A 25247-nucleotide genomic window follows, 5' to 3' on the forward strand; every position below is an offset into this window, starting at 1 on the left:
CCTTCCTTCGGTTGGATCGAATGGCTATCGGCGGTCGCCCTGAACCGGCCAGGGAAGGTCGTCGTCCTTGCCGGAGACCGGCAGTTCGATAAGAACCTCGGTCCCCCGCCCCGGCTCGCTCTCTACCCGGATCTGGCCGCCATGGGCGTCGATAATATTCTTCACAATGGTCATGCCGAGCCCCAGCCCCTGCTTTGAGGTGGACGAGGAGTCGGCCCGGTAGAACTTGTCGAAAACTCTTGCCACCTGCTCCGCGCTCATCCCGGCCCCCTGGTCGGCGACGGAGAGCTGAATCGTATCCGCATCGGCAGCGGCACGGCAGATGACCCTGACCAGGCTCCCCGCGGGGGAAAATTTGATCGCATTGCCGAGCAGATTTTCCAGCACCTGCGCAATCCGCAGGCAATCGGCCTCGATTTCGACCGCTGCATCGGGAAGAACCACTTCATACCGATGGTCGCCGCTGGTCATCCGGGCATCCGCAACCGCCCGCTGAACCAGCTCGCCGATATCGCAGCGATCCTTTTCAACATGCACCAGGCGGCCCGAATCGACCCGCCCCAAATCGAGCAGATCATCGATCAACCGCTGCAGCACTTCGGCCTTGTCGACAATGATGGAGAGGTACTCCCGTTGATGCTCGACCAGGTCGTTTTCGGCCAGCAGTACTTCGGAAAAGCCCAGGATGACCGTCAGCGGGGTGCGCAGCTCGTGCGCCGCCGTGGAGATGAATTCGCTCTTCATCCGGTCCAGTTCCCGCTCCTGGCTGACGTCGCGCAGCAGGGTGATGACACCGGCGGCCTCGCCGTCCCGCTTTTTCACCAGGGCGGAAATGACCTGGATATTCATCTCCCGGCCATCCTTTTTGTTGACGTAGGCGAGCTCCAGCACCGCCGCCTCCCGGCCGCCCTCCTGCAGTTCGGAAAAATGCCCCTGGATGGCCCGGTTTTCAACCACGCTGTCGAGGGTCACCCCCCAGGCCTCCTGCTGGGTCACATCCAGCAGCGTCTCCGCCGAGGCGCTCATCAGCACGATACGCCCCTGCATGTCGGTAAAGACCAGGCCGTCGACCACCGACCTCAAAACCAGCTCGACCTTGTCCTTGGCCTCTTCGGCATCGGCCAGGGTTCTTTTCAGGGCCTCTTCGGCAAACCGGCGCGCGGTGACGTCGGTGATCAGCCCCTCGATGCAGAGCAGCTGGCCGTTTTTGTCCCAGACGCCGCGGCCGTGATCGAGCACCCATCGGCAAATGCCTCTGGCATCGAGGATGCGATATTCCATCTGGTAGGGCTGCTTAAGCTGCAGCCCGGTTTCCACCCAAGCCTTTACCGCGGGGAGGTCTTCGGCATGGACCAGGGCATCAAACCCCGCCCAGCGCCCGTCAAGAATTTCCCGGTCGCTGCAGCCGACCAGCTCCTGACATCCCTCGCTGACAAAAAGGAACCTTCTCTGGGCGTCGGCGCTGCAGCGGTAGGCCATCCCCGGAAGGTTGCTCATCAGGGTGGACAGCTGCCGCTCCCGCTCGCGAATCGATTCGGACATCAGCTGCAGGCTGGCGGAGAGTTCCTGGAATTCGCCGATATTGGCCTGCGGCCAGGCCACATCTTCTTCGCCGGCAGTCACCTGGCGGGCGTGCAGAATCAGGCCTTCGAACGCCCCGGCCATGCGGCGGCTCAGGTAAAAGGCGATGAGCACCGCGATCAGCAATGCCGACAACAGCCCGGCCAGGGTAATGCGCAGGGCGGTCCAGACGGCGTGATACGCCATTTCGGAAGGCTGCGCCACGAACACATGCCAGTCGAGAGCCGGGACATGGGTCAGACTCCCCAGCATCGAAAGCCCTTCGAATTCAAAGCGGCCATACACGCTGCCCTGGGCGGACAAGGCCTCTTTCACCAGGGGAAGATTCGAGATATTCAGCTGTTGTGCCGTATAATCCCCATCCTGATCGGCAACAATTTGGCCATGCCGATCGATGACCAGGATCAGCTGCTCCCCGTCAATGGCGATCTGCCGCAAAAAAATCGTAACCCTGCCCAGGTCGACTTCGCCGATCACCACCATCTCCTCGGTGGGGATGGCAAAGGCCACCGACAGTTTTCCCGAAATCAGCGAAAGGAAGACGTCTGACCAGGCCGGTTTCCGTTCCCGCACCGCCAGCTGAAAGAGCCGGTTCTGCGAAAGGTCGAGGCCGACCAGGTCCTGGCGCCGGGAGCGCTCCTTCTCAGCCAGGCCCACCGCAACGATCCGGCCGTCCTCGCCGGTGACATAGAGGGCCTCGATCGAGGGTGAAATTTCGACATGCGCGTCCAAAACATTCTGCAGCTCCCGCGGCTCCAGCCTTTGATTTTTCAGCAGCGAAGCGATCCCGATAGCATGACGCATGGGAGAGACCAGGTAGCTGTCGACTTTCGCGGCGATGGAACTGGCGAGCTGCGACTGGCGGGATTCAAGCTCCAGGTTGATCTGCGGCAGCAGCCAGAGAACAACCAGCAGACCGGCAATGAGAAAGGGCACGACAGCCACCAGGGCCGACTGCAGAAACAAAATCTGGCGCAACGGGCGTGCAGTCACTGGTTACTCCAGGGCCTGGTAGTGGCCATTGCGGATCACGGAAAAAAAGGCGGTTCGGTTGGTGTCGCCAAAACGATCAAAGGAAATCCGCTGCTGAACCCCGGCAAAATCGCCGAGGGCAAGAAGGGTCGATTTCAATGACTGGCCGGACGACCGCCGGGTCAGCCCTTCGAGTACGACCTGGGCGGCATCATACCCGGCCAGCCCGGCAAACCCGGGATTCTGGCCGAAACGCTGCTGATAGGCCGCAAGAAAATCCTGGTATTGCTGCGAATCATCGTCGCGATCGATGAAATGGGCAACGTAAATATGGTTCGATGCACTCCCGGCAAGCTCGATGAAGCGCTCGGTCGCAGCCCACTCGGCCAGGGCAATCGGCAGCTCGTCATTGGTCTTGCGGATCTGCTGGCAGATGAGCGCCGCATCGACAGAATTGGCGATTACCAGGGCAAAATCGGGGTCGTGTTCTAGCAGCTCCCAGACCATGTCGTAATAGGGGGTATCGGCCCCGGAAACAAACGTGCAGGTAGCCCGAATGGTACCGCCAAGCTTTTCGAATTCGGTACGAAAGTCGTTCAGCCAACTCTCCGCGTACGCTTTATTGGCCAGGTCGTACATCACCACCGCAGTGCGATGACCCAGCTGATCGAACTGAAAACGGGCGATTCGTTCAGCATTGGTGCGGGTGTCGGAAACAACCCGAAAGTAATAGTCGTCAAGGCCGGTCAGCTCGGCGGCATTCGCCGTCGGGCTGACCAGCAGGGTCTTCGCCTCGTTCGCCAGGGGAACCATGGCCATGGCCATGCTGCTGGTCATCGGCCCGATAACGGCCTCGACCTGCTCTTGCAGCAGTTTTTCCATCACGTATTTGGCCACCTCGGGATCCTGTTCGTCATCCCTGACGATCAACGTCACCAGCCGCCCATGGATACCGCCGGCCGCGTTTCTCTGCTCGATCGCCAGCATGACGCCGTTGCGCCCCGACACCCCCAGGTCGGCCACCCGCCCGCTCAGCCCGCCGACAAACCCGAGCTTGATCGGCGGATCCGGCTTGCAGGCGGCGAATCCGCCGATTGCGGCGGTTAGAGCGATTGCGCAAAAGAAACCGCGCCAGGACATCGTTTTCCTCCAGCAACAGGCGTAAAGACGACTAGACCATAGTAATTATGACAAAATTAAACGTTTTTACCAGAACAGAAAGGCCGAGAAAACAACAGGACAGGCGCCGGGGTCAGCCTTCCTGGGGCATTACCAGCCGGGCCACCCGCTTGCACAGGGAGTAGATCCGGTTGAAGCGATCGATGATCTCGAATTCGATCCGCAAGGTCGCCAGCCGGGTCTCTTCACTCCCGGCCAGGCTTTGCGCCTGGCGGCGCAGGGCGGCATCGACCCGGTTGCGGATCTGCTGCTTCAGGGCCAGCACCTGCCGGGCCGCCTGCAGGTCATTCTGGGAAACGGCCCGCACCACCGTTTCCAGGGCCAGGGCGACATCTTCGTGCAAGGCGTTCAGCAGCGGCCACATGGTCGCGCTGGGGTGCAGCTCCTCGAGCACCATCTTCTGCCCCAGGGTCACCAGGTCCTTCTCGATCAGATCGCCGATCCCCTCGAAATGGTCGGCGGCGTGGCTGAGCAGAAAGAACTCGGCCTGCTCCGTCTCGGTCAGCGACTGCTTGGCCAGGCGGCTGAGATAGCGGGTGACTTCAGCGTGCAGGAGGTCGGCGGCGTCATCCATACTGGCCACCTCGACCAGCAGCCTGCGGTTGCGGGATTTGAGCGCGATTCGGATCTGGGCCAGCATCAGCTGAAGCTGCACACCGAGATGACCGATTTCGGGACGTACCAGTCCGAGCGCCAGCGACGGCGTCGAGAGCAGTCCGTCGTCGAGGTACTTGGGACGGATGACCGGCTCCCGCTCCCGGCGGGGCCGGTCGGGAACCAGGCGGGTCACCAGGCGCGCCAGGGGTCCGGTGAAGCCGATGAATACCAGGGTATTGGCCACGTTGAACAAGGTATTGGCATTGGCGATCTGGCGCGGGGTCTCGGACGCCATCCTCGCCAGCCCGGTGAGGTCGGGATGCGCCGGCGACAGCAGCGCCGCCAGCTCGGCCAGGCGGTCGATGAACCCGAGCCAGAGCAGCACCCCGGCGACGTTGAAAATCACGTGCACGGTCGCCGCCCGCACCGCGTTGCGCGGCTTGCCCAAAGAAGCCAGCAGGGCCGTAATACAGGTGCCGACATTGGCCCCCAGGGCCAGGGCGATCCCCGCCGGCAGGGAGATGAACCCCTGGCTGGCCATGACAATGACGATACCGGTTGTGGCGGAAGAGGATTGCACCAGGGCGGTGAACAGGCCGCCGACGGCAATGCCGACGACGGGAGTTTCCATGCGCATCATGAAATCGAGAAAGGGCGGATAGGAACGCAGCGGCGCCATCGCCTCGCTCATCACGTTCATGCCGTAAAAGACCAGTCCCAGCCCCATGATGATGCCGCCATAAGTGCGGCTGCGTTCGTGGCGGGAGGCGAAGAGCAGGGCAAAACCGACGGCGATGAGCAGCAGCGCCAGCTTGGTCACCTTGAAGGCGACGATCTGGGCGGTGATGGTGGTGCCGATGTTGGCCCCCATGATCACCCCGATCGACTGCCCGAGCGACATCAGGCCGGCACTGACGAAACCGACCACCAGCACCGTGGTCACCGAGGACGACTGGATCACCGACGTCACCAGGGCGCCGGTGAAAGCGCCGGTAAAGCGGTTGCCGGTGAGTTTCTCCAGCACGAATTTCATCCGCTCGCCGGCCGCCGCCTTGAGCGCCTCGGTCATTTTCTCCATGCCGTAGAGAAACAGGGCCAGCCCGCCGAACAGGCCCATGCTCATCAGCGGCCATTCAAAACCGGCCTCGGCGGTGGCCGCACCAAGCGCCGATACCGGCAGGATCGACAACAGCAGCGCAATATATACCGCTTGAAAAGTTCTCATAACACCCCGGAGATGAATATTCATTCCAATTTAATGATAACCGATCCTCTCCACGGGTGCAAAAATCACCTCTATCCAGAGCCCCCCCTGCAGCAAAACAGCAATCACTGCAAAAGAGGTTTCACAGATTCGCAGGCAGGACAATAAGACCTGAGACGGATACATCATCCCCTTGCCATATTCCATGGGCAGAGACTCCACTCCACCAACAGCATGACGCAGTGGGAATCGTAAACAAACGACTTGAACATTTGACCTTATCCAGTAGAGTCTTAATCGGCATTGACTTTACTCCATACTGTCCGGATGATTTGGGGGGAAACCATCTTAACCGTCCATGAAATGCAACCCTCTATTTATCTGAGAAATCTCTGTCGACCCGTCCCCGTAATTGTCGCCGTTTGCGTGATCCCCTTACACCCTTGAACCGAAAAATGTCCATGTCAATCACTGTCGCAAGGGAGTATCAACATGGTCAAAAAATCCTTTCCGCTGTCCAAGGTCTACGGATTGCTCGAACCGGGGCCGGTCGTCTTGCTCACGACCGCCGGCGCTGGACGCGCAAACGTCATGACCATGTCGTGGCACACCATGATGGAGTTTGAACCGCCACTGGTAGGCTGTGTCATCAGCAACCGCAATTATTCGTTCGACCTGCTGAAAGAGTCCAACGAATGCGTCATCAGCATCCCCACCGTTGAAATCGCCGAAAAGGTCGTGGCTTGCGGCAACACCTCGGGTTTAAAAATAGACAAGTTCGCAGCGTTTTCACTTGCTCCCAGGCCGGCAGAACAAGTCGAAGCTCCTCTGATCGACGATTGCTATGCCAATCTCGAATGCCGAGTCGCCGACACAGGCATGGTCGACAGGTATTGCCTGTTTGTCCTTGAGGTCATCGCGGCGTGGATCGACCCGGCGGTTAAAAACCCGCAAACGATTCATCACCTGGGAAGCGGTAATTTCATGGTGGCCGGCGACAGGATTAAACTGAAATCGAGGATGAAGTAGCCCCCCTGCTGTTTCGGCTCCGCGGCTTTCTAGTTGTGAACACTGCCATGCCTTGCATCCCAAGCGCTTTCTTGCATTGGGCTGTATCGGTGTTATGTATTAATGATTAAGACAACAAATCAAAGGAAGGGATGTCATGGCACGAACTCTTTACGAACGGCTGGGCGGTGCCGAGGGCATTGCTCGTCTCGTCGATGACGCCGTAGGCGCGCACCTGGAAAATCCCGCGGTAAAACCCAGGTTCGAGCATGCGAGGGATATTGACCATGCGAAGCGGATGTCGGTCGAGTTTTTTTGTGCCGGGGCGGGTGGGCCCGAGATCTACACGGGCAGAGACATGCTCACCACGCACAGGGGGATGAACATCTCGGAACAGGAGTTTCTCGCGGTAGTGGATGATATCCTGGGAGCCATGGCAAAGAACCAGTATGGCGATACCGAGAAGAAAGATGTGCTTGCCATTCTCTATTCCCTCAAAGGCGCGATCATTCGGGTGTAAAATATCAAGCCTGCAGATTAAGCTTGCTGCCACAGCCCATAGCTCAGCGATCCGAACAAAAATAGCCGGCCCCCCGCAAAGGGGACCGGCTCTTTTATTTGAGCAACGTGCTGTTTAGCCGAGAACAACCAGCAGGTCGCCCTGCTGCACCTGCTCCCCTTCTTTAACGAGGAGCTCTTTGACTACGCCGTCTTCCCTGGCCTTGACGTTGGTCTCCATCTTCATCGCCTCGGTCGAAAGCAGGGTTTCGCCGGACTTGACCTCGTCGCCGATATTAACCAGCAGCTTGAACACCTTGCCCGGCATCGGCGCGCCGATCTGCTTGCTGTCGTCGGGGTCGGCCTTGCGGTGCTCGGCCACGTCGGACTCGACCGAGGTATCCTTGATCGTCACCTGGCGCGGTTCGCCGTTGAGTTCGAAGTAGATGTGCCGGGTGCCGTCGGGATGCAGGCTGCCGACGGCATTGAGCTTGATAATCAGGGTCTTGCCCGACTCGATCTCGAAGCTGATTTCTTCGCCGACCTCGGGGCCGTAGAAGAAGAACGGCGTCGGGATTTTGGACAGGTCGCTGTATTCCTGGCGCTCGCGGTCAAAGGTTTCGTAAACACCGGGATAGAGGACCGCCGAGAGCACGTCGCGGTCATTGACCGGGTGGCCCAGCTTCTTCTCCAGCTCGGCCTTCTTGGCGCCGAAATCGACCGGCTCGAGCAGTTCACCGGGGCGGCAGGTAAGCGGCTTCTCGTCCTTCAGGATGATCTTCTGCAGGGCGGCCGGGAAGCCCCCGACCGGCTGGCCGATCATCCCCTTGAAGAAGTCGATGACCCCCTGCGGAAAGGTGTAGCTCATGCCACGGGAGAGAACGTCTGCGGGCTCGAGGTTGTTCTGAATCATGAACATGGCCATGTCGCCGACGATCTTCGACGAGGGGGTGACCTTGATCACGTCGCCGAACATGTCGTTGACCTTGCGGTACATCTCCTTGCACTCTTCCCAGCGATGGCCGAGACCGAGGCCTTCGACCTGCGGCTTGTAGTTGGAGTACTGACCGCCGGGAATCTCGTGATGGTACACCTGGGCGGTGCCGCTGCGCAGCTCGGACTCGAAGGGGGCGTAATAGGTGCGCACCGTCTCCCAATAGTTGGTCAGCTGCTGAATCCCCTGCTGATCGAGGCGGGGATCCCAGATGGTACCCTCAAGAGCCGCCAGCAGGGCGTTCATATTGGGCTGGGAGGTCAGGCCGGAAACCGACGAGAGCGCCGTGTCGACGATATCGACCCCGGCCTGGGCGGCCATCATCAGCATCGCCCCGCCGTTACTGGAGGTGTCGTGAGTGTGCAGGTGGATCGGGATGCCGATCTCGTTCTTCAGGGTGCGGATCAGCTTCTCGGCGGCAAAGGGCTTGAGCAGGCCGGCCATGTCCTTGATCGCAAGGATGTGGGCGCCCATCTTTTCGAGCTCTTTGGCCAGGTTGACGTAGTATTTAAGGGGATACTTGTCCCGCTTGGGATCGAGGATATCCCCGGTGTAGCACATGGCCGCTTCGCAGATGGCGTTGTTCTTGCGCACCGCGTCCATGGCCACGGTCATCCCCTTGGTCCAGTTCAGCGAATCGAAGACGCGGAAGATGTCGATGCCGCCCTCGGCCGCCTTGGCGACGAACCCTTCGACCACGTTGTCCGGGTAGTTGGTATACCCGACCGCGTTGGATCCGCGCAGCAGCATCTGGAAGAGGATGTTGGGGATTTTCTGACGCAGGCGGTCAAGGCGCTCCCAGGGGTCTTCCTTGAGGAAACGCATGGAGACGTCGTAGGTGGCGCCGCCCCACATCTCGAGGGAGAAGAGGTTGCCGCCGAGAAAACTGGTGGCCTCGGCGATGCGCTCGAGGTCATAGGTGCGGAAGCGGGTGGCCATCAGCGACTGGTGGGCGTCACGCATGGTGGTGTCGGTGATCAGCAGCTTGCGCTCCTTGAGCGCCCAATTGGCGAGCCCTTCGGGGCCCTTTTCGAGCAGGATGTCGCGGCTGCCGCGGGGACGCACCGCGTCGAAGGGGATCTCCGGAATATCGGCCTCGCGCAGATCACTGGAGCGCAGCGGCACCTTGATGCCGGGATAGCCGTTGACCACGGTGTGGCCGATAAACTTGAGCAGCTTGTTGGCGCGGTCCTTCTTTTCGCGGATCTTGAAGAGTTCCGGATGAGAGTCGAGATAGGAGGTGTCGCACTGGCCGGCCAGGAAGGTCGGGTGGGTGATGACATTTTCAAGAAAACCGATATTGGTCTTCACCCCGCGGATGCGGAATTCCTGCAGCGCCCGGTGCATGGAACGGGCGGCGGTATGGAAATTGAGCCCCCAGGTCGAGATCTTGACCAGCATCGAATCGTAATGCGGGGTAATCTGGGCCCCCGAGTAGGCATTGCCGGCATCGAGGCGCACACCGAAACCGGCGGCGCTGCGGTAGACCTTGAGGGTGCCGAAGTCGGGGGCAAAGTTGTTGGCCGGGTCTTCGGTGGTCACCCGGCACTGGATGGCGCTGCCGCGCAGCTCAATATCGGCCTGGCTGGTTACGCCGATCTCCGGATCGGAGAGCTTGTAGCCTTCGGCCACCCGGATCTGGGTCTGCACCAGGTTGCGGCCGGTGATCATCTCGGTCACCGTGTGCTCGACCTGGATGCGCGGGTTGGTTTCGATGAAGTAGAAATTCTGATCCTTGTCCATCAGAAATTCGACCGTTCCGGCGTTGATGTAGCCGACGCTCTGGGTAATCTTCAGCGCCATGGCGCAGACTTCTTCTCGCTTCTCCGGGGTCAGGGTCGGCGACGGAGCCAGCTCGATCACCTTCTGGTGGCGGCGCTGGATGGAGCAGTCACGCTCGAAGTAGTGGACGATGTTGCCGTGTTTGTCGCCCATGATCTGCACTTCGATGTGCTTGGGTTTTTCGAGGTATTTCTCGATGAAGACCGTAGCATTGCCGAAGGAGGCCTTGGCCTCGGAAGCCGCCGACTTCAGCCCCTCGAGCAGTTCTTTCTGGTTGTAAGCAACGCGCATGCCGCGCCCGCCGCCGCCCGCCGCCGCCTTGACGATCACCGGGTAGCCGCAGGTTTTCACGAAAATCAGCGCCTCTTCCTCGCTGGTGACCGGCTTTTCGGTGCCGGGAACGACCGGAACTCCGGCGGCGATGGCGACCTTGCGGGCCGCCACCTTGTCGCCAAGCTGGCGCTGAATGTCGGCGTTGGGGCCGATGAACGCGATCCCCGCGCGTTCACAGGCCTCGGCAAATTCAGGATTTTCAGACAGGAACCCGTAGCCGGGGTGGATGGCGTCCACCTCTTTCTTGCGGGCCAGGTCGATGATTTCGTCGATCCCCAGGTAGGCATCGATCGGCCCCTTGCCCCGCCCGACCAGGTAAGCTTCGTCGGCCTTGTAGCGGTGCAGGGTAATCTTGTCTTCTTCCGAGTAGATCGCGACCGTCTTGATCCCCAGTTCGGTACACGCCCGGAAAATGCGAATCGCGATCTCGCCACGATTCGCCGCCATGATCTTCTTGAATTTGCGGACTTCCATCAAACCTCCTCCAGGGGCTGCATCCCCACGCAGCCAGAATAACGTTTACTAAAAATAAAACACTTACAGCAGTGCTTAAACTTTTAGTCAAATTGAATTTTTTTTGCAATTCTAAATATTTAGCACGACATTACGAATGTAAACATCTAAACAAATATCCAACAGACTTGTCAATATGAAATAACGTTCTAATTTATAAAGTATTGTATTTACAGCAGCAAAAAAATCTTTCTTCGCGGAAGTTCCCATATTTCGCAAGAAGTGAAAAAGGCTTTTCCTTGCCGCTGCGAGCGGCAAAGCTACTCCTTGTCAGCCATTTTTTTATCCAGGAACGGCTGGATCAGGTCGATCGGCACCGGGAAAATGATCGTGGAATTCTTTTCCGTGGCCACTTCGGTCAGGGTCTGCAGAAAACGCAGCTGCAGGGCACCGGATTCGGAGGAAAGAACCCCCGCCGCATCGGCCAGTTTCTGCGAGGCCTGGAATTCCCCCAGTGCATGAATGACCTTGGAGCGCCGCTCCCGCTCGGCTTCGGCCTGCCGGGCCATGGCCCGCTGCATCTCGACTGGCAGATCAACATGCTTGATCTCGACATTGGAGACCTTGACCCCCCAGGGGTCGGTCTGGCGGTCGAGGATCTCCTGCAGGTGCTGGTTGATCCGTTCCCGCTCGGCCAGCAGCTCGTCGAGCTCGGCCTGCCCCAGAACGCTGCGCAGCGAGGTCTGGGCCAGCTGGCTGGTAGCGTAAAGGTAATTTTCTACCTCGATCAGGGCCTTGTCCGGCGAGAGCACGCGAAAATAGACCACCGCGTTGACCTTGACCGAGACATTGTCCTTGGTGATCACGTCCTGCGGCGGCACATCCATGACCACGGTGCGCAGACTGACCTTGATCAGCTTGTCGACCACCGGAATGATGAACCGCAGCCCCGGCCCCTTGACCGAAGAATACCGGCCGAGCCGGAATATCACGCCGCGCTCGTATTCGAACAGCACCCGCACGGCACTGCCGACAATCCCCAACAGCAGAGCGGCGATTATCACCCACAGAACCAGGTCGTCAGGAATCATCATGAAGCCTCCTCTTCGCTTTGTTTAAGCCCGGCTGCCGTTTTCGATCTTTCGACCGCAACGACTTCAAGGCGCAGGTTTGCATCGACCCGCACGACCCTGACCTCGGCATCCTTGGCGATCGGTTGCGCCGACCGCGCATCCCAGTATTCGCCATGGACGAACACCCGCCCTTCCGGGTCGAGCTCGGTCACTGCCCGGCCCCGCTCGCCGGCCATCCCTTCGAGACCGGAGACAAACCGGGTCTTCTGGGTGCGCACGACGAAATAGAGAACCAGGGCGAACAGGCCGCTGCTGACCAGCACCGTTGCGGCAATCACCCGGCGGGAAATCTGCAGATAGGGCACCGGGCTGTCGATCAGCATCAGCGACCCCAGGGTCATGGCCACCATCCCCCCGATGGTGAGCATGCCGTAGGAAACCACCTTGATTTCAAGGACAAACAGCACGATGGCCAGCAGTATGAGCAGTACGCCGACGTAATTGACCGGCAGGGTCTGAAAGGCGAACAGGGCCAGCAGCAGGGCGATGGCGCCCACGGCCCCCGGCAGAATCACCCCGGGTTGGGAGATTTCGAAAAAGATTCCGAGCATGCCGAGCATCAGCAGCAGGTAGGCAACGTTGGGATTGCTCAGGGAAGCGAGGATCTGCTGGCGCCAGTTCATCTGCGCTTCGACCAGTATGGCGCCGCGGGTCTGCAGGACCAGCAGCTGCCCTTCCCTCAGGTAGTTCCGGCCATCGAGCTCGGTCAGCATTTCCTCACGGTTCTCCGCAATCAGGTCGATCACCTTCAGCTCGAGCGCCGCGGAAGCCTGGGTGGAAATACTCTCGCGGACGATGCTTTCGGCCCACTCGACGTTGCGTCCGCGTTTTTCGGCCAGGCTGCGGGCGTAGGCCACGGCATCATTGACCACCTTGCCCATCATGACCTCGTCCTGGCCGGAAGGCCCTGCTCCGGTGCCGATCGCGACCGGATGGGCGGCGCCCAGGTTGGTTCCCGGTGCCATCACGGCAAAATCGGCGGCCAGGGTGATCAGCGCCCCGGCCGACGCCGCCCTCGCCCCGGCCGGGCTGACATAGACGATTACCGGGATCTTCGACCCAAGGATTCCCTGGATCATTGTACGCATGGCGGTATCGAGGCCGCCGGGGGTGTCGAGTTCGAGCAAAAAGGCCCTGGCCGGCAGCGCGTTGGCCGCGATCAGTTCGGTGGTGACAAAATCGGCCTGCACCGGGCTGATCACGTCGGCAACCCGGACCACGCGAATCACTTCAGCGGCGTCTTCGGCTCGCGGCGCCTGGGGAAATGCCAGCAGCAGCGAAAAGAGCAGCAGGATGCAGAGCGCTTGAATTCTCATAAGAAAAGATTATCCGAGTTCTATGAACTGTCAAACCGGCACAATTACGGGTCATTACGACCACGGCAGGCAATTTACTTGCTCATGAAACAAGAACATGCTAAAACGCTGATTCGTCAAAGAAATGACGGCGCCAATTTCCTGCCACAGGAGATGCCATGAAAAATCCTTCCCAGATCCTGGTCATCGACGACGAAAAGAGCAATCGCGAGGCCCTGACCCTGCTGCTGCAGAGCGCCGGCTACCAGGTCCGGGCGGCGGGTTCCGGCGAAGAGGCGCTGACCATCCTGCAGCAGACCCCCTTCGAAATCGTCATCACCGACCTCTTCCTCCCCGGCGTCAGCGGCATCGACATCCTGAAGCAGGTCAAGAACGACTCCCCCTACACCAACGTCATCGTCATCACCGGGCAGGCCTCGGCGGAAACCGCGGTCGAAGCCATGAAGGCGGGGGCCTTCGACTACATCACCAAGCCGTTCAATTTCGAAAAGCTCAAGGTACAGATCGCCAAGGCCATGGAAAAAAGCCGGCTGGTGGCGGAAAACCTGTACCTGCGCCAGCAGCTGCGCGGCAAATACAAATTTGACAACATCATCGGCAACAGCAGTGCCATGCAGCAGGTCTTCGCCCGGATGGAACGGATCGTCCACACCGATTCGACCATCCTCATCCTCGGCGATTCGGGCACCGGCAAGGAGCTGGTCGCCAAGGCCATTCATTACAACGGCGCCCGCAAGGACAAGCCGTTCATGGCCATCAACTGCGGCGCGATCCCGGCCGAGCTGCTCGAAAGCGAGCTGTTCGGCCACGTGCGCGGCTCGTTCACCGGCGCCATCGCCGACAAGCCGGGCAAATTCGAACTGGCCAACAACGGCACCATCTTTCTCGACGAGATCGGCACCATGCCCCACCACCTGCAGATGAAACTGCTGCGGGTGCTGCAGGAGCACGAGATCGAACGGGTCGGCTCAGGCAAGAAGATCAAACTCAACGTCAGGGTCATCTCGGCGACCAACGCCGATCTCGAAGACGAAGTCAAACTGGGAAACTTTCGTGAAGACCTCTACTACCGCCTGAACGTCATTCCCATCCATCTCCCTCCCGTTCGCGACCGCCGCGAGGATATCCCCTTGCTGGCCCGGCATTTTCTGCAGAGCAGCTGCAAATCGATGAACCGGCCGCTGATGACGATTTCTGCTGAAGCCATGAAAAGCCTGCAGAATTACGACTGGCCCGGCAACGTGCGGGAGATGGAAAATGTCCTCGAACGGACTGTAGCCCTCACGGAGCACGAGACCATCGATGTCAGCGACCTGCCGCCCAATATCACGGCGCAATCCGCCCTCGATGAAGCCGCCGGGGTCAACTGTCCCAGGGTTTCCGCCGACGGCGTGAACATGCCGGCCACCATCGAAACCATCGAGCGATCGATGATTCGCGAGGCGATGGACCTGGCCGGAGGGGTTAAAGCGCGGGCGGCGTCCCTGCTGTCGATCAACCGAACGACCCTGGTGGAAAAGATAAAACGTCTCAAACTGGATTTTTAATCCGGCTCCCGAAAAAGAGCTCATCCGCTGTGCACAAGGAGGATTTAATGGATTTTTCCGCGGACGGGTTCTCGACAACCAGCCATAAGATCATCGAGCAGGCGTCATCCTGGCTGAGCATCTAAGGCATGAAGGTGATCGGCTCCCTGCTGTTCCTGATGTTCGGTCTCTGGGCGGCCAGAATCCTGACCCGGCTGACCCTCGACCGGGAGGGGATCGAGATCCCTTTCCAGCAGCGGACCATCCACCTGCACCAGGCCTCCCGGTGATTCAGCAAAAGAGCAATAAAAAAGGCGCCGTCACGGCGCCTTTTTAAGGTTGTTTCATTGCACTAAAATTCCCCGTTGTCTTTAACCGGCAGCCATTATACCGAGGTAGGCCGGTAAGCCGAACAGCTACCTCTCTGATCCAGCCTGATGGCCGGCTCTCCCGGAGCCACATTTCGGCGGCACCGGCCGCCTTCATTGTACTTGCACCGGGCACTGCACACCACGTGTACCATGATCGCACCTCCTCCAAAGGTTAACTTCTGTTCATTTTTTGATTTAACCATACCTTGAAACAAAAGGAAAGAACTTCGAAGGGAATATTTAGGGCGCACGGAAGACTAGGGTCTGAGTCGCAGCTGATGGGCTGCGGTAAAAAAGGAGCGGTACCCCAGCAGCAGGATAAGAAAGGAGGTCACGGCGACGCTGGCCGTGATCACGCACATGATGGCGATCTGGTAGCGCACCGCCAGCAGCGGCTCGGTGCCGGAAAGGATCTGGCCGGTCATCATGCCGGGCAAAAAGACGAGTCCCATCGTTGCCATGGCGTTGACGGACGGGATCAGGGCGGCCCGAAAAGCGCTGCGAACCGCGTCGGCCGCAGCCTGGCGCGAGGTCGCACCGAGGCAGAGGGAGGTCTCGATTTCCTGCTTCCGCTCCTTCATCTCGGCGGCGAGGCGTTCGGCAGCCAGGCTGGCTCCGGTCATCGAATTGCCGATGATCATTCCGGCCAGCGGAATCAGGTAGCGGGGATCGTACCAGGGGGTCAGCCCGACCACCAGGATGCAGAAAAAGAAGGTGGCCCCGCCGCAGCCGGTGAACATGGCCAGCCCCACCACCTGGTAAAAGCGGGGCATCTTCTCCTTGACCCGCGCCCCGACCGCCTGCACGGCGAAACCGCCCATAATCACCAGGATCAGCAGCACCGGCCATGGGCTGGCAATGGCAAAGACCATTTTCAACAGATAGCCGACCACCAGCAACTGCACGATCATCCGCAGCGACGACCAGAGCAGGTCCCGTTCCTGGCCGATGCGGTTGAAGCGGGCCAGGCCGACCGCGATCAGGACCAGGCCGTAGACCAGCACCAGGTCGATAATAGTGAGATCGATCACGCTACCTGTCATGGCCATTCTCCTGGAGATCGGCAGGTGAAGCGAGGAAGTTCTTCAAGGCCTCGCTGCGCGGGCTGGCAAAGAGGCTGGCCGCCGTCCCCGATTCGACGATCCGACCGGCGTCGAGAAAGGCGGCCTGATCGGCCACCCGCTGGGCCAGGCGCAGATCGTGGGTCAGCATCAGAACGCTGAGCTGCCGCTGGCGGCAGATCTCCTGCAGGGTGCGGCCGAGCTGGTCGGCGGTAGGACGGTCAAGGGCGCTGGTCGGCTCGTCGAGCACCAGCAGGCCGGGACCTGTTAGCAGGACGCGGGCCAGGCTGACCCGCTGCTGCTGGCCGACGGAAAGGGAGCGGGCCTGGCGGACGAGAAGCTCGGCGGACAGCCGGCAGAGTTCAAGAACCTGGAGAAGGCCGGGATCATCTGCCGCCGGTGCCGGCTCGCCGCGAAAAACAAAGGCCCGCTGCAGGTTGTCCAGCACCGTCCCCTCGTACATGAACGGCACCTGCAGCACAACGCCGACGCGGCGGCGCAGCTGCAGCGGGTCGATGGCGGCAATATCGGTGCCGGACAAAAGAATCCGCCCCGACGACGGGTCTTCGAGCCGGTTAAGCAGGCGCAGCAGAGTGCTCTTGCCGCCGCCGGAAGGGCCGACCACGACCGACAGCAGGCCGGCCGGCACCTCGAGACTGACCCCGCGCAGGATGTCGACCGGCTGGCCGGAGGCGTCCTGCCGGGTCTTGCGGACCTCTTCGATGCTGAGGGTTTCGCCGCGAGCTGTCATCATCAGCCGATCCGGGATTCGCGCAGTCGCTTGATCACCTGCTTCATGTCCTCCCAGACTTCCCGCTTGGCCGCCGGGGTGCGCAGCAGATAAGCCGGATGGTAGGTGGGCAGCAGGTCAATCCCCTGGTACTGGTGCCATTTGCCGCGCAGGCTGCTGATGGCGGCCTGGTCGTCCAGCAGGCTCTGGGCGGCAAACCGGCCGAGGGTGACGATCACCTCCGGCTCGATGGCGGCCAGCTGGCGCCTGAGGAACGGTTCGCAGGGGGCGATCTCCTCGGGCAGCGGGTCGCGGTTGCCGGGGGGCCGGCATTTCACCACGTTGCAGATATAGACATCCTCCCGGGCCAGCCCCATGGCGAAGAGGATGCGGTCGAGCAGGCGCCCGGCCTCGCCGACAAACGGTTCGCCCTGTTCGTCCTCTTCTCGGCCCGGCGCTTCGCCGACGAAAACCACCCGCGCATGGGGGTTGCCCACCCCGAACACGACCTGTTTGCGACCGCGGCACAGGGGGCAACGCTGGCAGTCGCCGAGGTCGGCACGGATTTCGTCGAGGGTTTCGGCCCGGCAGACGGCAGACCCGCCCCGGTCGATCCCGCACACGTCCGGAGGACAGGGGGGGAGCTCGGCGGGCAGCTCGGCCACCGGTACCGCGGTCACGCCGAGGTTGCGCAGATCTTCAAAAAAACTGCGGGACTGGGCGAGGGCTTCTTGCAATTCCTGCTTCAGGTTCTCTGGCATTAGTCCTTTACTTAGCGGCTGGGAAGAATTACTCTAAATACAAAATCAGCTTGAGATGCCTATGTTATTATCCTGCCTTTTATTTGCCATACTGCTCGTCCTGGCTCCCGCCGAGGCCTTCGCCTGGGGGATCGGGATCCACCTCCAGCTCGGTTCGCACATCCTGGCCAACCTGGAGGCCTTGCCGCCGATGCTGCAGACCCTGCTCAGCGCCCACCCCCAGGACTACCTGTACGGCTGCATCAGCGCCGACATCACCCTCGGCAAGAAATTCACCCACTACCTGCAGCATTGCCATTCCTGGCGCATGGGTCGCAAAGTGCTCGACACCGCCCGCAGCGCGCCCCAGAAGGCCTGCGCTTACGGCTACCTGAGCCATCTGGCCGCCGACACCATCGCCCACTCGTACTTCGTCCCCTTCAAGATGGTGCGCACCTTCAACACCGTGTTGCTCAAGCACGCCTACTGGGAAGTGCGCAGCGAAGCCCATGTGCCGCCGGAAACCTGGGCCCTGGCCCGCACCATCGCCCGCCGCCGCTTCAACGACAACGATACCCTGCTGCGCGGAGTCCTTTCCGACACCATCTTCTCGTTTGCCACCAACAAGCGCCTGTTCAACTCGCTGCTGCTGCTCAACCGCCTGCAGCAATGGCAGAAAATGCTCCGTTCCCTGGATCAGTCGTCGAAATGGACCCTCAACGCCGCCGACCAGGAGGAGTATATGGTCCTGGCCAGGGAAGCGGGGCTGAGCATCCTCTGCCACATGGAGGCGAGCCCGTACTGGAAAGCCGACCCGACCGGGGAAAGAGCCCTCAACGCCGCCAAGATGATCCGCAAGAATCTCAACATGCTCTGGCTGGACGGCAAACTCCCCGAGAAAGACGGCGAGGCCATCCTCGCTGACCTGCGCCCCCGCTTCCGCGAGGGAATCACCCGCCCCGACGACCTGCTGGAACTCCTCTCGGCCTATTAATCAAACCACCCGGAGCGCGGCCAGCGGCGCCTCTACGCCGTTGGTTTACGCAGGCGGGCGATGCGGTCGAGCAGCTGCCAGGCCACTTCGCTTTTGCTGAGCAGGGGCAGCTCCTCGCTGCTGCCGTCGCGATACAACAGGCGCACGGCGTTGGTATCGACATCGAAGCCGGCGTCGCTGCGGCTGACGTCGTTGGCGACGATCAGGTCGAGGTTCTTGCTTTCCAGCTTCTTGCGGGCATTTTCCACCAGGTCGGCCGTCTCGGCGGCAAACCCGACCAGCAGCTGGGTCATTTTGCGCTCTCCCAGTTCAGCCAGGATGTCGGGGTTTTTCTCGAGCGCCAGGTCCAGCTGTTCCGCCGGCCCCTTCTTGATCTTCTGCCCGCAGCGCACGGCCGGACGGTAGTCGGCCACGGCAGCCGACTTGATCACCACCGTCGCCTCTGCCAGCCGATCCATCACCGTCTCACGCATCTGCACCGCACTGACCACCTTCACCAACTCCACCCCGCAAGGCACAGGCAAGGCAGCCGGACCGCTCACCAGGATGACCCGGGCGCCGCGCTGATAAGCGGCGCGGGCGATGGCGTAACCCATCTTGCCGGACGAGTAGTTGCTCAGGTAGCGCACCGGGTCGAGCTCCTCGCGGGTCGGTCCGGCCGTCACCAGCAGCGTTTCCCCGGCCAGATCCTGGGGGCTGAGCAGCCGCAGGGCTTGTTCGAGAACCGCCGAAGGCTCGGGCATCTTCCCCTTTCCTTCCCAGCCGCAGGCCAGGTAGCCGGTGACCGGCTCGAGGAAGTGGTAGCCGAATCCCGCCAGTTTTTCCTGGTTGGCCCGGTAGAGGGGGTTCTCGTACATGTTGACGTTCATCGCCGGCACGAAGAGCACCGGCGCCTTGGTCGCCATCAGGGTTGTGCTCAGCAGATCGTCGGCCAGCCCGCCGGCGACCTTGCCGATGATATTGGCGGTGGCCGGCGCAACCACCACCAGGTCGGCCCGGTCGGCCAGGGAAATGTGGCCGATCTCCCGCTCCTGGTAGAGGTTGAACAGCTCGGTATGCACCGGGTTGCCGGAGAGGGTCTGAAAGGTCAGCGGGGTGACGAATTCGCAGGCGCTTTTGGTCATCACCACGAAGACCTCGGCCCCGGCCTTGACGAACAGGCGCAGCAGCTCGACGGCCTTGTAGGCGGCAATCCCCCCGGAGACCCCGAGGACGATGGTCTTTTCCTTCAGCATAAGCGACTCCCTCTCCTGAAAGGCCCCGAAGCGGTCAGTCGAAACCGACAAACGGATTGCTGCGTTTTTCTTCGCCGATGGTGGTATCCGGTCCGTGCCCCGGATGGACCCGGGTCTCTTCGGGCAAGACCAGCAGCTGTTTGCGGACGCCGTCGATCAGGGTGTCATGATCACCGCCCGGCAGGTCGGTACGTCCCACCGAACCGGCAAACAGGGAATCCCCGGAAAAGAGGTGGCCGCCGACCAGCAGACAGATTCCGCCCGGCGAATGCCCCGGGGTATGCAGAACCGACACCTCCAGTTCGCCCACCCAAAAGCGGTCGCCTCCGGCCAGGGTGCGGGAGGGCGGCGGCGATGCGGTAGTGTTCAAGCCGTACAGAGCCGCATGCTGGATCGCGTTGGCCATCAGCGGGACATCTTTTTCATGGATCAGCAGTTCGGCCCCGGTCGCCTCGACCAGCAGCCGGTTGGCGCCGATATGATCGAAATGACCGTGGGTGTTGACCACGGTTTTGAGCAGCAGCTTTTCCTGGCGCAGAAGGTCGAGAATCTTCTGTCCATCGTCACCGGGATCGACCACCATCGCTTCGCGGGTCTTGCTGCAGCCGACGATGAAACAGTTGACCTGCAACGGCCCGACAGGCAATGCCTTGATCAGCATGTCACTCACTCCTTCTCGTTATCTTCAGCAGAAAACAGGTCGAGACTCTTCCCCTTGAGCTGGTCGGCCAGGGTAAAACCGAAACCCCGCCGGGGCGGCTCCTTGTCACGGGGACGCTCCGACGCCCTGGGCGAGGGCGGCGGCACCGGTTTCTCCTCTGCGGCAACGGCCGGCGCCGGGACGACAGCGGCGCCGGGCCGGGATTGGTGGTCGCGGAAGAAATAGCGGTCATACAACCGATGATAGCTGGTCCATTCGCCTTCGCGATTCGGTTCCTTGGCCATGTGGGTGCACACGCCGTTGATCTTCGAATCGAGGTCGTCGACGAAGTTGAGAATCACCGACTCGAGGGTTTTCGGCCGTTTCGGCGAACCGTATTCGTACTGCCCGTGATGGGACAGCAGCATGTGCTTGAGCAGCATCTTCAACCGGGCGGGAAAACCGGGGATGGCGCGGATCTTCTCGTCGATCATCTCCACCCCCATGACAATGTGGCCGATCAGCTTCCCTTCGTCGGAGTAGTCGAAAGAACGCTCGTAACGCAGTTCGTCGACCTTGCCGATATCGTGGAGCAGCGCGCCGACCACCAGCAGGTCGCGATTGACCACCGGGTAACGCCGGCTGACATCGTCGGCCAGGGCCGCCACCGCCAGGGAATGTTCGAGCAGGCCGCCAAGAAAAACATGGTGCATGGCCTTGGCGGCCGGAGCGGCGCAGTAGCCGCGCATGAATTGCCGGTCGGCGGCAAAGGCCTGCATCAGCGCCCTGAGATTCGGGTCAGCAAGCGAATCGACCCGGGCCATGAACTCGGCCCGCATGTCCTCGACCGGGCGTTCGGAAACCGGCAGGAAATCGCCGAGATCGACCTCCTGCTCGGCCACCGGCGCCAGCTCCTGCACGACCAGCTGCATCTTGCCCAGATAGACGCTGGCCTTGGCCTTGATGTTGATGAAATCGTTTTTTTCAAAACAGGAGGAAAACTCGTCGACCCGGTCCCACACCCGCCCTTCCACTTCGCCGGTGCGATCGGCCAGGCGCAGGGTCATGTAGGGTTTACCGTTCTTGGCCATGGCCATGGTTTTCTCACCGACAAGGAAGGTGCTGTCGACCCAGTCCCGCTCCCTGATCTGTTCTACATAGAGGTTTTTCACGTACTGCTCCCGTTTGCTGCGATAGATATGATTTGTTCAGCGGTCTTGAGGCCGTCAAGGGCGGCGCTCATGATGCCGCCGGCATAGCCGGCGCCCTCCCCGGCCGGATAGAGCCCGGCATGGGAAACCGATTGTCCCGCATCGTCGCGAACGATGCGTAACGGAGCCGAGGTGCGGGTTTCCACCCCGACAAGGGTCGCCTCGGCAGTGACGAAGCCGCGCATCTTGCGGTCAAAGTGCGGCAGCGCGCGCCGCAGCCCCTGGCTGACGAACTCGGGCAGCACCTGTTCGAGGTCCGCGGCGCAGACCTGCGGCCGGCAGCTGGAAAGGACCGCGCCGCTTTTGCGGCCGAGAAACCCCATCAGGTTCTGCGCCGGGGCCCGGTACGTTCCGCCGCCGGCGGCAAAAGCCGCCTGCTCCCAGCGCCGCTGAAAACGGACACCGGCCAGCGCATCATCGGCGGCGTCAAAATCGTCGGGGCGCACCGAAACCACCAGGGCGCTGTTGGAAAAGGGCCCGTCCCTTCGGCACAGGCTCATGCCGTTGACCACCAGGGCGCCCGGTTCGGAAGCGGCGTTGATCACTTCGCCGCCGGGACACATGCAGAAGGAGTAGACCCCGCGCCTGGTTTCGGGATCGTTCCAGGCCAGGGCGTAGTCGGCTGCCGGCAGCTTCGGGTGGGACGGCAGAGCGTACTGAATCCGGTTGATCAACTCGGCCGGGTGCTCGACCCGCACCCCCACCGCAAACGGCTTGGGTTCCAGGCGAACGCCGGCGGCCTGCAGCATCCGGTAGGTGTCGCGGGCACTGTGCCCCGGTGCCAGCACCAGGCTGTCGCAGGCAAGACGCGAACCGTCGGCCAGGGTCCCGGCCACTACCCGGCCCTGGTGGCATTCGAAGCCGGTCAGGCAGGCGTTGAAGCGGATATCGACCCCGAGGGCCTGCAGCGCCTTGCGAAAATTGATCAGCACGGCCCGCAGGCGATCGCTGCCGACATGGGGCTTGGCCTGGGTCAGAATCTCTTCCGGCGCGCCGAAGTCGACCAGGGTCTGCAACACCAGGCGCATCCACGGACTGCTGACGCGGGTGGTCAGCTTGCCGTCGGAAAAGGTTCCCGCCCCGCCCTCGCCGAACTGCACGTTGCTGCCCGGATCGAGCAGGCCGTCGCTCCAGAACCGCTCGACATCGAAGATTCGCGCTTCGACCGGCTTGCCCCGTTCCAGCAGGCAGACGGCCACCCCGTGCCGGGCCAGGCGCAGGGCGGCAAAGAGACCGGCCGGCCCCATCCCCACCACCAGCACCCGGTGCGGCCGGGCAACGCTGCGCAGCTCGGGCAGGGGCACCTCGGCAACCGCCTCAAGACGGGCCAGGCCGGCATGCCGGCGCAACACCGCCGCTTCGTCGGGCAGCGTGAACTCAACCGTGTAAATTCTCAGCACCCGGGGCTTCTTGCGGGCGTCGATCCCTCGGCGGACGATCCGCAACCCGTCGATCCTGGCCGCGGCCAGGCCCAGGGTTTCGGCCACCTTGAAACGCAGAGCCGACTCATCCTCATCCAGCCCGAGGGCGATTTCACGCAGGCGCAACGACATCGCAGCCTACTCCAGCGGCAGCTGAATGTGGAAAACCGTCCCCTGGCCGGGGGCGCTGTCCACGGAAATACGGCCGCCGTAAGTCTTGACGATCCGCAGCACCACCGACAGGCCGAACCCGGTCCCCTTGGCCTTGGTCGTATAAAACGGGTCGAATATCTGGTTCACATTTTCCCTGGCGATCCCTCTGCCGGTGTCGGAAACGGCCACGTGGATCGCCTCGGCGTCATGGGACAGGCGCAGCCCGAGCGTCCCCCCCTGCTGCATTTCATAGAGGGCGTTGGCAATAACGTTATTGAAAACCTGCTCCAGTTCGGTCGCGTCGGCCAGAATCGGCGCGGGCTCGCTGACGAACTCTTTATGCAGGGTAACCCCGTAGGCCTTGATCTGTTCGGAAAAAGCGTCCAGGGTTCGCTCGATGATCGCAGCGACCGAAACCATGTGCAGCTCATACTGGGGACGCTTGCTGGCGGCCAGCAGCCTGATCAGCAGATCATCGATCCGGCCGACTTCCTTAAGGGCCTTGTCCGCGTAAGTAAACAACTCGCTGCCGGCCTCCATGCCGTTCATCAGCAGCTGCATGAACAGGCTGATGGTATTCAGCGGGTTGCGGATTTCATGCGCCATGCCGGCAGAGAGATGTCCCAGCGCAGCAAGTTTTTCCCCCTGCACGATCTCGGCGTGAGCCTTTTCCAGTTCGCGGCTCTTTTCTTCGACCCGGCGTTCGAGTTCGAGGTTCCACTGTTCGATCTCGTACAGCAGCCGTTCCCGCTCTTCGCGCAGTTCGCGGTTATGCAGTTCGATGGTGCGGATACGCAGGACATTTTCGAGACGATCGACCAGGTCCTGGTTATTGAACGGCTTGAGGATGTAGTCGGAAGCGCCGGCTTTCATCAGTTCGACGGCGATCTCTTCGCTCCCCTTGCCGGTGAACATCATGACGTAGGTATCCGGATAGGCTCCGCGGATTTTCCGCAGCGCGGTCAGCCCGTCCATGGACGGCATCATGTAATCGAGCAGGACCACGGCCGGCCGCTCTTTTTCAATCAGGGCCATGCCGTCTCCAGCATTTTCGGCAGTAAAGACCTGGTATCCCTTGCTGCGCAATATCATGGATGTCAGCTCGAGAATGATTCTCTCGTCATCCACGACGACAATCCGTCTGTCCATGACTCTATGTCTCCCTGGTCGAATATTCCCGGATTGGACAGGCTAGAATAACTGCCCCCTCCTCGTTTGACAAGGGGAAATACGCCGTCCCGAAAAAGCAAAGGCAGCGAAACCGCTGCCTTTGCCTGGATGCCGAATATGCCGCTTTCGACTATTCGGAAAACCGTATCGTCATGACCGGAATCGACGATTTGCGTACCACCTTTTCGGCCGTGCTGCCAAAGAGAACATGGTCGAGTCCGGTACGCCCGTGGGTTCCCATGATTATCAGGTCGGCCGACTGCTCCTCGGCTTTTTTTATGACTTCATCGTAAGGGATGCCGGGCACGATGAAGGTTTCGTACTTGCTGTAGTCCTTGATCTGGGTCCGACAGAATTTTTCCATCATCTTCCTGGCGCCTTCTTCGATTTCCTGCTCCAGCTTCTCAAATGAAATGTGCGGAACATAAAACCCGCGCAGGTCGACCGGTTCGTTGATGACATGGATGATCAACAGGCGGGCGTCGTATTTCTTTGCCAGGGACAGGGCGAATTGAAACGCATAATCAGAACTTTGCGAAAAATCGACCGCAAACAGGATGGTTTTGAAGTCTTTCATGGCCTCTCTCCCGATAATGGTTGATAAAAAAATCAGCTGGACACGGCGTTTCGCTTGAAAAGCTTGTTCATCACGGTTTTGAGTTCGTCAAGCTTGATCGGTTTATGCAGATATTCGTAAGCACCGAGACTCATGGCTTCAAGATAAGATTCGACTTCGCCGTACGCCGTAATCATGATGACATGGACACTGGGGTGGCGCCGGTTGATCTCCTGAAGAAAGGCGAGACCATTCATCCTGGGCATGTTGATGTCGCTGATGACCAGGTTGACCCGTTTCCCCCGCAGATATTCGAGGGCTTCACAGCCATCAGCGACACTGTCCACTTCGTAGCCCTCCTGGGAAAGAAGCTTGGTGAGACCGATGCG

The 25247-nt window shown here is 60.8% G+C and carries 21 protein-coding genes; 5 read left to right on the forward strand and 16 right to left on the reverse strand.

The window, feature by feature from the left end:
• Nucleotides 1-24 precede the first annotated feature (24 nt).
• From ABYV89_RS00820 to ABYV89_RS00830, 3 genes are all read right to left on the reverse strand, one after another.
• The gene (locus ABYV89_RS00820; protein WP_432821015.1) at nt 25-2574 is read right to left on the reverse strand and encodes an ATP-binding protein; all 2550 of its coding nucleotides are present in this window, start codon (nt 2572-2574) and stop codon (nt 25-27) included.
• 3 nt (nt 2575-2577) lie between these two features.
• A complete protein-coding gene (locus tag ABYV89_RS00825) occupies nt 2578-3693 on the reverse strand; it encodes an ABC transporter substrate-binding protein (RefSeq protein WP_432821016.1) in 1116 nt (371 codons plus the stop codon).
• Nucleotides 3694-3805: 112 nt separating this feature from the next.
• Entirely contained in the window at nt 3806-5554 is a 1749-nt protein-coding gene (locus ABYV89_RS00830) for a Na/Pi cotransporter family protein (protein WP_432821017.1), read from the reverse strand.
• Between the two features lie 471 nt (nt 5555-6025).
• Between ABYV89_RS00830 and ABYV89_RS00835 the strand changes: the two genes are divergently transcribed.
• Together ABYV89_RS00835 and ABYV89_RS00840 are read left to right on the forward strand one after the other, a co-directional pair.
• Nucleotides 6026-6562: a flavin reductase family protein gene (locus ABYV89_RS00835; RefSeq protein ID WP_432821018.1), complete on the forward strand. Its 537-nt coding sequence runs from the start codon at nt 6026-6028 to the stop codon at nt 6560-6562.
• 136 nt (nt 6563-6698) lie between these two features.
• Nucleotides 6699-7061 (forward strand): group I truncated hemoglobin, encoded by a 363-nt coding sequence (locus ABYV89_RS00840; RefSeq protein ID WP_432821019.1) that lies wholly within the window; start codon nt 6699-6701, stop codon nt 7059-7061.
• A gap of 114 nt (nt 7062-7175) precedes the next feature.
• Here ABYV89_RS00840 and ABYV89_RS00845 read toward each other — a convergent pair whose 3' ends face one another.
• The 3 genes from ABYV89_RS00845 to ABYV89_RS00855 all read right to left on the reverse strand — a co-directional run bounded on the left by ABYV89_RS00845 (nt 7176) and on the right by ABYV89_RS00855 (nt 13050).
• Nucleotides 7176-10622 (reverse strand): pyruvate carboxylase, encoded by a 3447-nt coding sequence (locus tag ABYV89_RS00845; RefSeq protein WP_432821020.1) that lies wholly within the window; start codon nt 10620-10622, stop codon nt 7176-7178.
• Between the two features lie 299 nt (nt 10623-10921).
• Complete coding sequence (locus ABYV89_RS00850) at nt 10922-11692, reverse strand: slipin family protein (RefSeq protein ID WP_432821035.1); 771 nt, start codon at nt 11690-11692, stop codon at nt 10922-10924.
• Complete coding sequence (locus ABYV89_RS00855) at nt 11692-13050, reverse strand: NfeD family protein (protein WP_432821021.1); 1359 nt, start codon at nt 13048-13050, stop codon at nt 11692-11694. Before ABYV89_RS00855 ends, ABYV89_RS00850 begins: the two co-directional genes overlap by 1 nt.
• Before the next feature lie 158 nt (nt 13051-13208).
• Between ABYV89_RS00855 and ABYV89_RS00860 the strand changes: the two genes are divergently transcribed.
• Nucleotides 13209-14597, forward strand: a complete 1389-nt coding sequence (locus ABYV89_RS00860; protein ID WP_432821022.1) for a sigma-54-dependent transcriptional regulator — start codon at nt 13209-13211, stop codon at nt 14595-14597.
• A gap of 128 nt (nt 14598-14725) precedes the next feature.
• A complete protein-coding gene (locus tag ABYV89_RS00865) occupies nt 14726-14866 on the forward strand; it encodes a hypothetical protein (RefSeq protein WP_432821023.1) in 141 nt (46 codons plus the stop codon).
• Nucleotides 14867-15204: 338 nt separating this feature from the next.
• Here the strand turns inward: ABYV89_RS00865 and ABYV89_RS00870 are convergent, their stop codons facing one another.
• From ABYV89_RS00870 to ABYV89_RS00880, 3 genes are read right to left on the reverse strand one after another with little or no spacing between them, the layout of a single operon-like run.
• Nucleotides 15205-15990, reverse strand: coding sequence for an ABC transporter permease (locus ABYV89_RS00870; protein WP_432821024.1), 786 nt, complete (start codon nt 15988-15990; stop codon nt 15205-15207).
• A complete protein-coding gene (locus tag ABYV89_RS00875; RefSeq protein ID WP_432821025.1) occupies nt 15980-16762 on the reverse strand; it encodes an ABC transporter ATP-binding protein in 783 nt (260 codons plus the stop codon). Before ABYV89_RS00875 ends, ABYV89_RS00870 begins: the two co-directional genes overlap by 11 nt.
• Complete coding sequence (locus tag ABYV89_RS00880) at nt 16762-17499, reverse strand: uracil-DNA glycosylase (protein WP_432821026.1); 738 nt, start codon at nt 17497-17499, stop codon at nt 16762-16764. Before ABYV89_RS00880 ends, ABYV89_RS00875 begins: the two co-directional genes overlap by 1 nt.
• Nucleotides 17500-17560: 61 nt before the next feature.
• On the opposite strand from ABYV89_RS00880, the gene ABYV89_RS00885 reads away from it, so the two are divergent.
• Nucleotides 17561-18472 carry a zinc dependent phospholipase C family protein gene (locus tag ABYV89_RS00885; RefSeq protein WP_432821027.1) on the forward strand — a complete coding sequence of 304 codons (912 nt, stop codon included), beginning with the start codon at nt 17561-17563 and terminating at the stop codon, nt 18470-18472.
• A gap of 32 nt (nt 18473-18504) precedes the next feature.
• On the opposite strand, the gene coaBC is transcribed toward ABYV89_RS00885, so the two are convergent.
• The 7 genes from coaBC to ABYV89_RS00920 form a co-directional block, all read right to left on the reverse strand.
• A complete protein-coding gene (coaBC, locus tag ABYV89_RS00890; protein ID WP_432821028.1) occupies nt 18505-19707 on the reverse strand; it encodes a bifunctional phosphopantothenoylcysteine decarboxylase/phosphopantothenate--cysteine ligase CoaBC in 1203 nt (400 codons plus the stop codon).
• A 34-nt stretch (nt 19708-19741) separates the two neighbouring features.
• On the reverse strand, nt 19742-20368 hold the full coding sequence (locus ABYV89_RS00895; protein WP_432821029.1) for an MBL fold metallo-hydrolase: 627 nt from the start codon (nt 20366-20368) through the stop codon (nt 19742-19744).
• Nucleotides 20369-20373: 5 nt separating this feature from the next.
• A complete protein-coding gene (locus ABYV89_RS00900; protein WP_432821030.1) occupies nt 20374-21519 on the reverse strand; it encodes a 3'-5' exoribonuclease YhaM family protein in 1146 nt (381 codons plus the stop codon).
• Entirely contained in the window at nt 21516-23111 is a 1596-nt protein-coding gene (locus ABYV89_RS00905) for an NAD(P)/FAD-dependent oxidoreductase (RefSeq protein ID WP_432821031.1), read from the reverse strand. Before ABYV89_RS00905 ends, ABYV89_RS00900 begins: the two co-directional genes overlap by 4 nt.
• Nucleotides 23112-23117: 6 nt before the next feature.
• The gene (locus ABYV89_RS00910; protein WP_432821032.1) at nt 23118-24281 is read right to left on the reverse strand and encodes a hybrid sensor histidine kinase/response regulator; all 1164 of its coding nucleotides are present in this window, start codon (nt 24279-24281) and stop codon (nt 23118-23120) included.
• Nucleotides 24282-24432: 151 nt separating this feature from the next.
• Nucleotides 24433-24879 carry a universal stress protein gene (locus tag ABYV89_RS00915; protein WP_432821033.1) on the reverse strand — a complete coding sequence of 149 codons (447 nt, stop codon included), beginning with the start codon at nt 24877-24879 and terminating at the stop codon, nt 24433-24435.
• Nucleotides 24880-24911: 32 nt separating this feature from the next.
• Nucleotides 24912-25247, reverse strand: a 336-nt coding sequence (locus ABYV89_RS00920) for a response regulator (RefSeq protein ID WP_432821034.1), incomplete at its 5' end; no start/stop codon positions are given.

Origin of the sequence: Trichloromonas sp. (assembly GCF_041583255.1) — a bacterium.
Classification (GTDB): domain Bacteria; phylum Desulfobacterota; class Desulfuromonadia; order Desulfuromonadales; family Trichloromonadaceae; genus Trichloromonas.

Excerpts from the sequence above, each read along its gene's own strand:
- ABYV89_RS00870 (WP_432821024.1), bottom strand. The coding sequence starts at position 15,990 with ATGACAGGTAGCGTGATCGATCTCACTATTATCGACCTGGTGCTGGTC.
- ABYV89_RS00905 (WP_432821031.1), bottom strand. The coding sequence starts at position 23,111 with ATGTCGTTGCGCCTGCGTGAAATCGCCCTCGGGCTGGATGAGGATGAG.
- ABYV89_RS00860 (WP_432821022.1), top strand. The coding sequence starts at position 13,209 with ATGAAAAATCCTTCCCAGATCCTGGTCATCGACGACGAAAAGAGCAAT.
- ABYV89_RS00830 (WP_432821017.1), bottom strand. The coding sequence starts at position 5,554 with ATGAGAACTTTTCAAGCGGTATATATTGCGCTGCTGTTGTCGATCCTG.
- ABYV89_RS00895 (WP_432821029.1), bottom strand. The coding sequence starts at position 20,368 with ATGCTGATCAAGGCATTGCCTGTCGGGCCGTTGCAGGTCAACTGTTTC.
- ABYV89_RS00840 (WP_432821019.1), top strand. The coding sequence starts at position 6,699 with ATGGCACGAACTCTTTACGAACGGCTGGGCGGTGCCGAGGGCATTGCT.
- ABYV89_RS00850 (WP_432821035.1), bottom strand. The coding sequence starts at position 11,692 with ATGATTCCTGACGACCTGGTTCTGTGGGTGATAATCGCCGCTCTGCTG.
- ABYV89_RS00910 (WP_432821032.1), bottom strand. The coding sequence starts at position 24,281 with ATGGACAGACGGATTGTCGTCGTGGATGACGAGAGAATCATTCTCGAG.
- ABYV89_RS00835 (WP_432821018.1), top strand. The coding sequence starts at position 6,026 with ATGGTCAAAAAATCCTTTCCGCTGTCCAAGGTCTACGGATTGCTCGAA.
- ABYV89_RS00845 (WP_432821020.1), bottom strand. The coding sequence starts at position 10,622 with ATGGAAGTCCGCAAATTCAAGAAGATCATGGCGGCGAATCGTGGCGAG.
- ABYV89_RS00915 (WP_432821033.1), bottom strand. The coding sequence starts at position 24,879 with ATGAAAGACTTCAAAACCATCCTGTTTGCGGTCGATTTTTCGCAAAGT.
- ABYV89_RS00880 (WP_432821026.1), bottom strand. The coding sequence starts at position 17,499 with ATGCCAGAGAACCTGAAGCAGGAATTGCAAGAAGCCCTCGCCCAGTCC.
- ABYV89_RS00875 (WP_432821025.1), bottom strand. The coding sequence starts at position 16,762 with ATGATGACAGCTCGCGGCGAAACCCTCAGCATCGAAGAGGTCCGCAAG.
- ABYV89_RS00855 (WP_432821021.1), bottom strand. The coding sequence starts at position 13,050 with ATGAGAATTCAAGCGCTCTGCATCCTGCTGCTCTTTTCGCTGCTGCTG.
- ABYV89_RS00865 (WP_432821023.1), top strand. The coding sequence starts at position 14,726 with ATGAAGGTGATCGGCTCCCTGCTGTTCCTGATGTTCGGTCTCTGGGCG.
- ABYV89_RS00885 (WP_432821027.1), top strand. The coding sequence starts at position 17,561 with ATGTTATTATCCTGCCTTTTATTTGCCATACTGCTCGTCCTGGCTCCC.
- ABYV89_RS00825 (WP_432821016.1), bottom strand. The coding sequence starts at position 3,693 with ATGTCCTGGCGCGGTTTCTTTTGCGCAATCGCTCTAACCGCCGCAATC.
- coaBC (WP_432821028.1), bottom strand. The coding sequence starts at position 19,707 with ATGCTGAAGGAAAAGACCATCGTCCTCGGGGTCTCCGGGGGGATTGCC.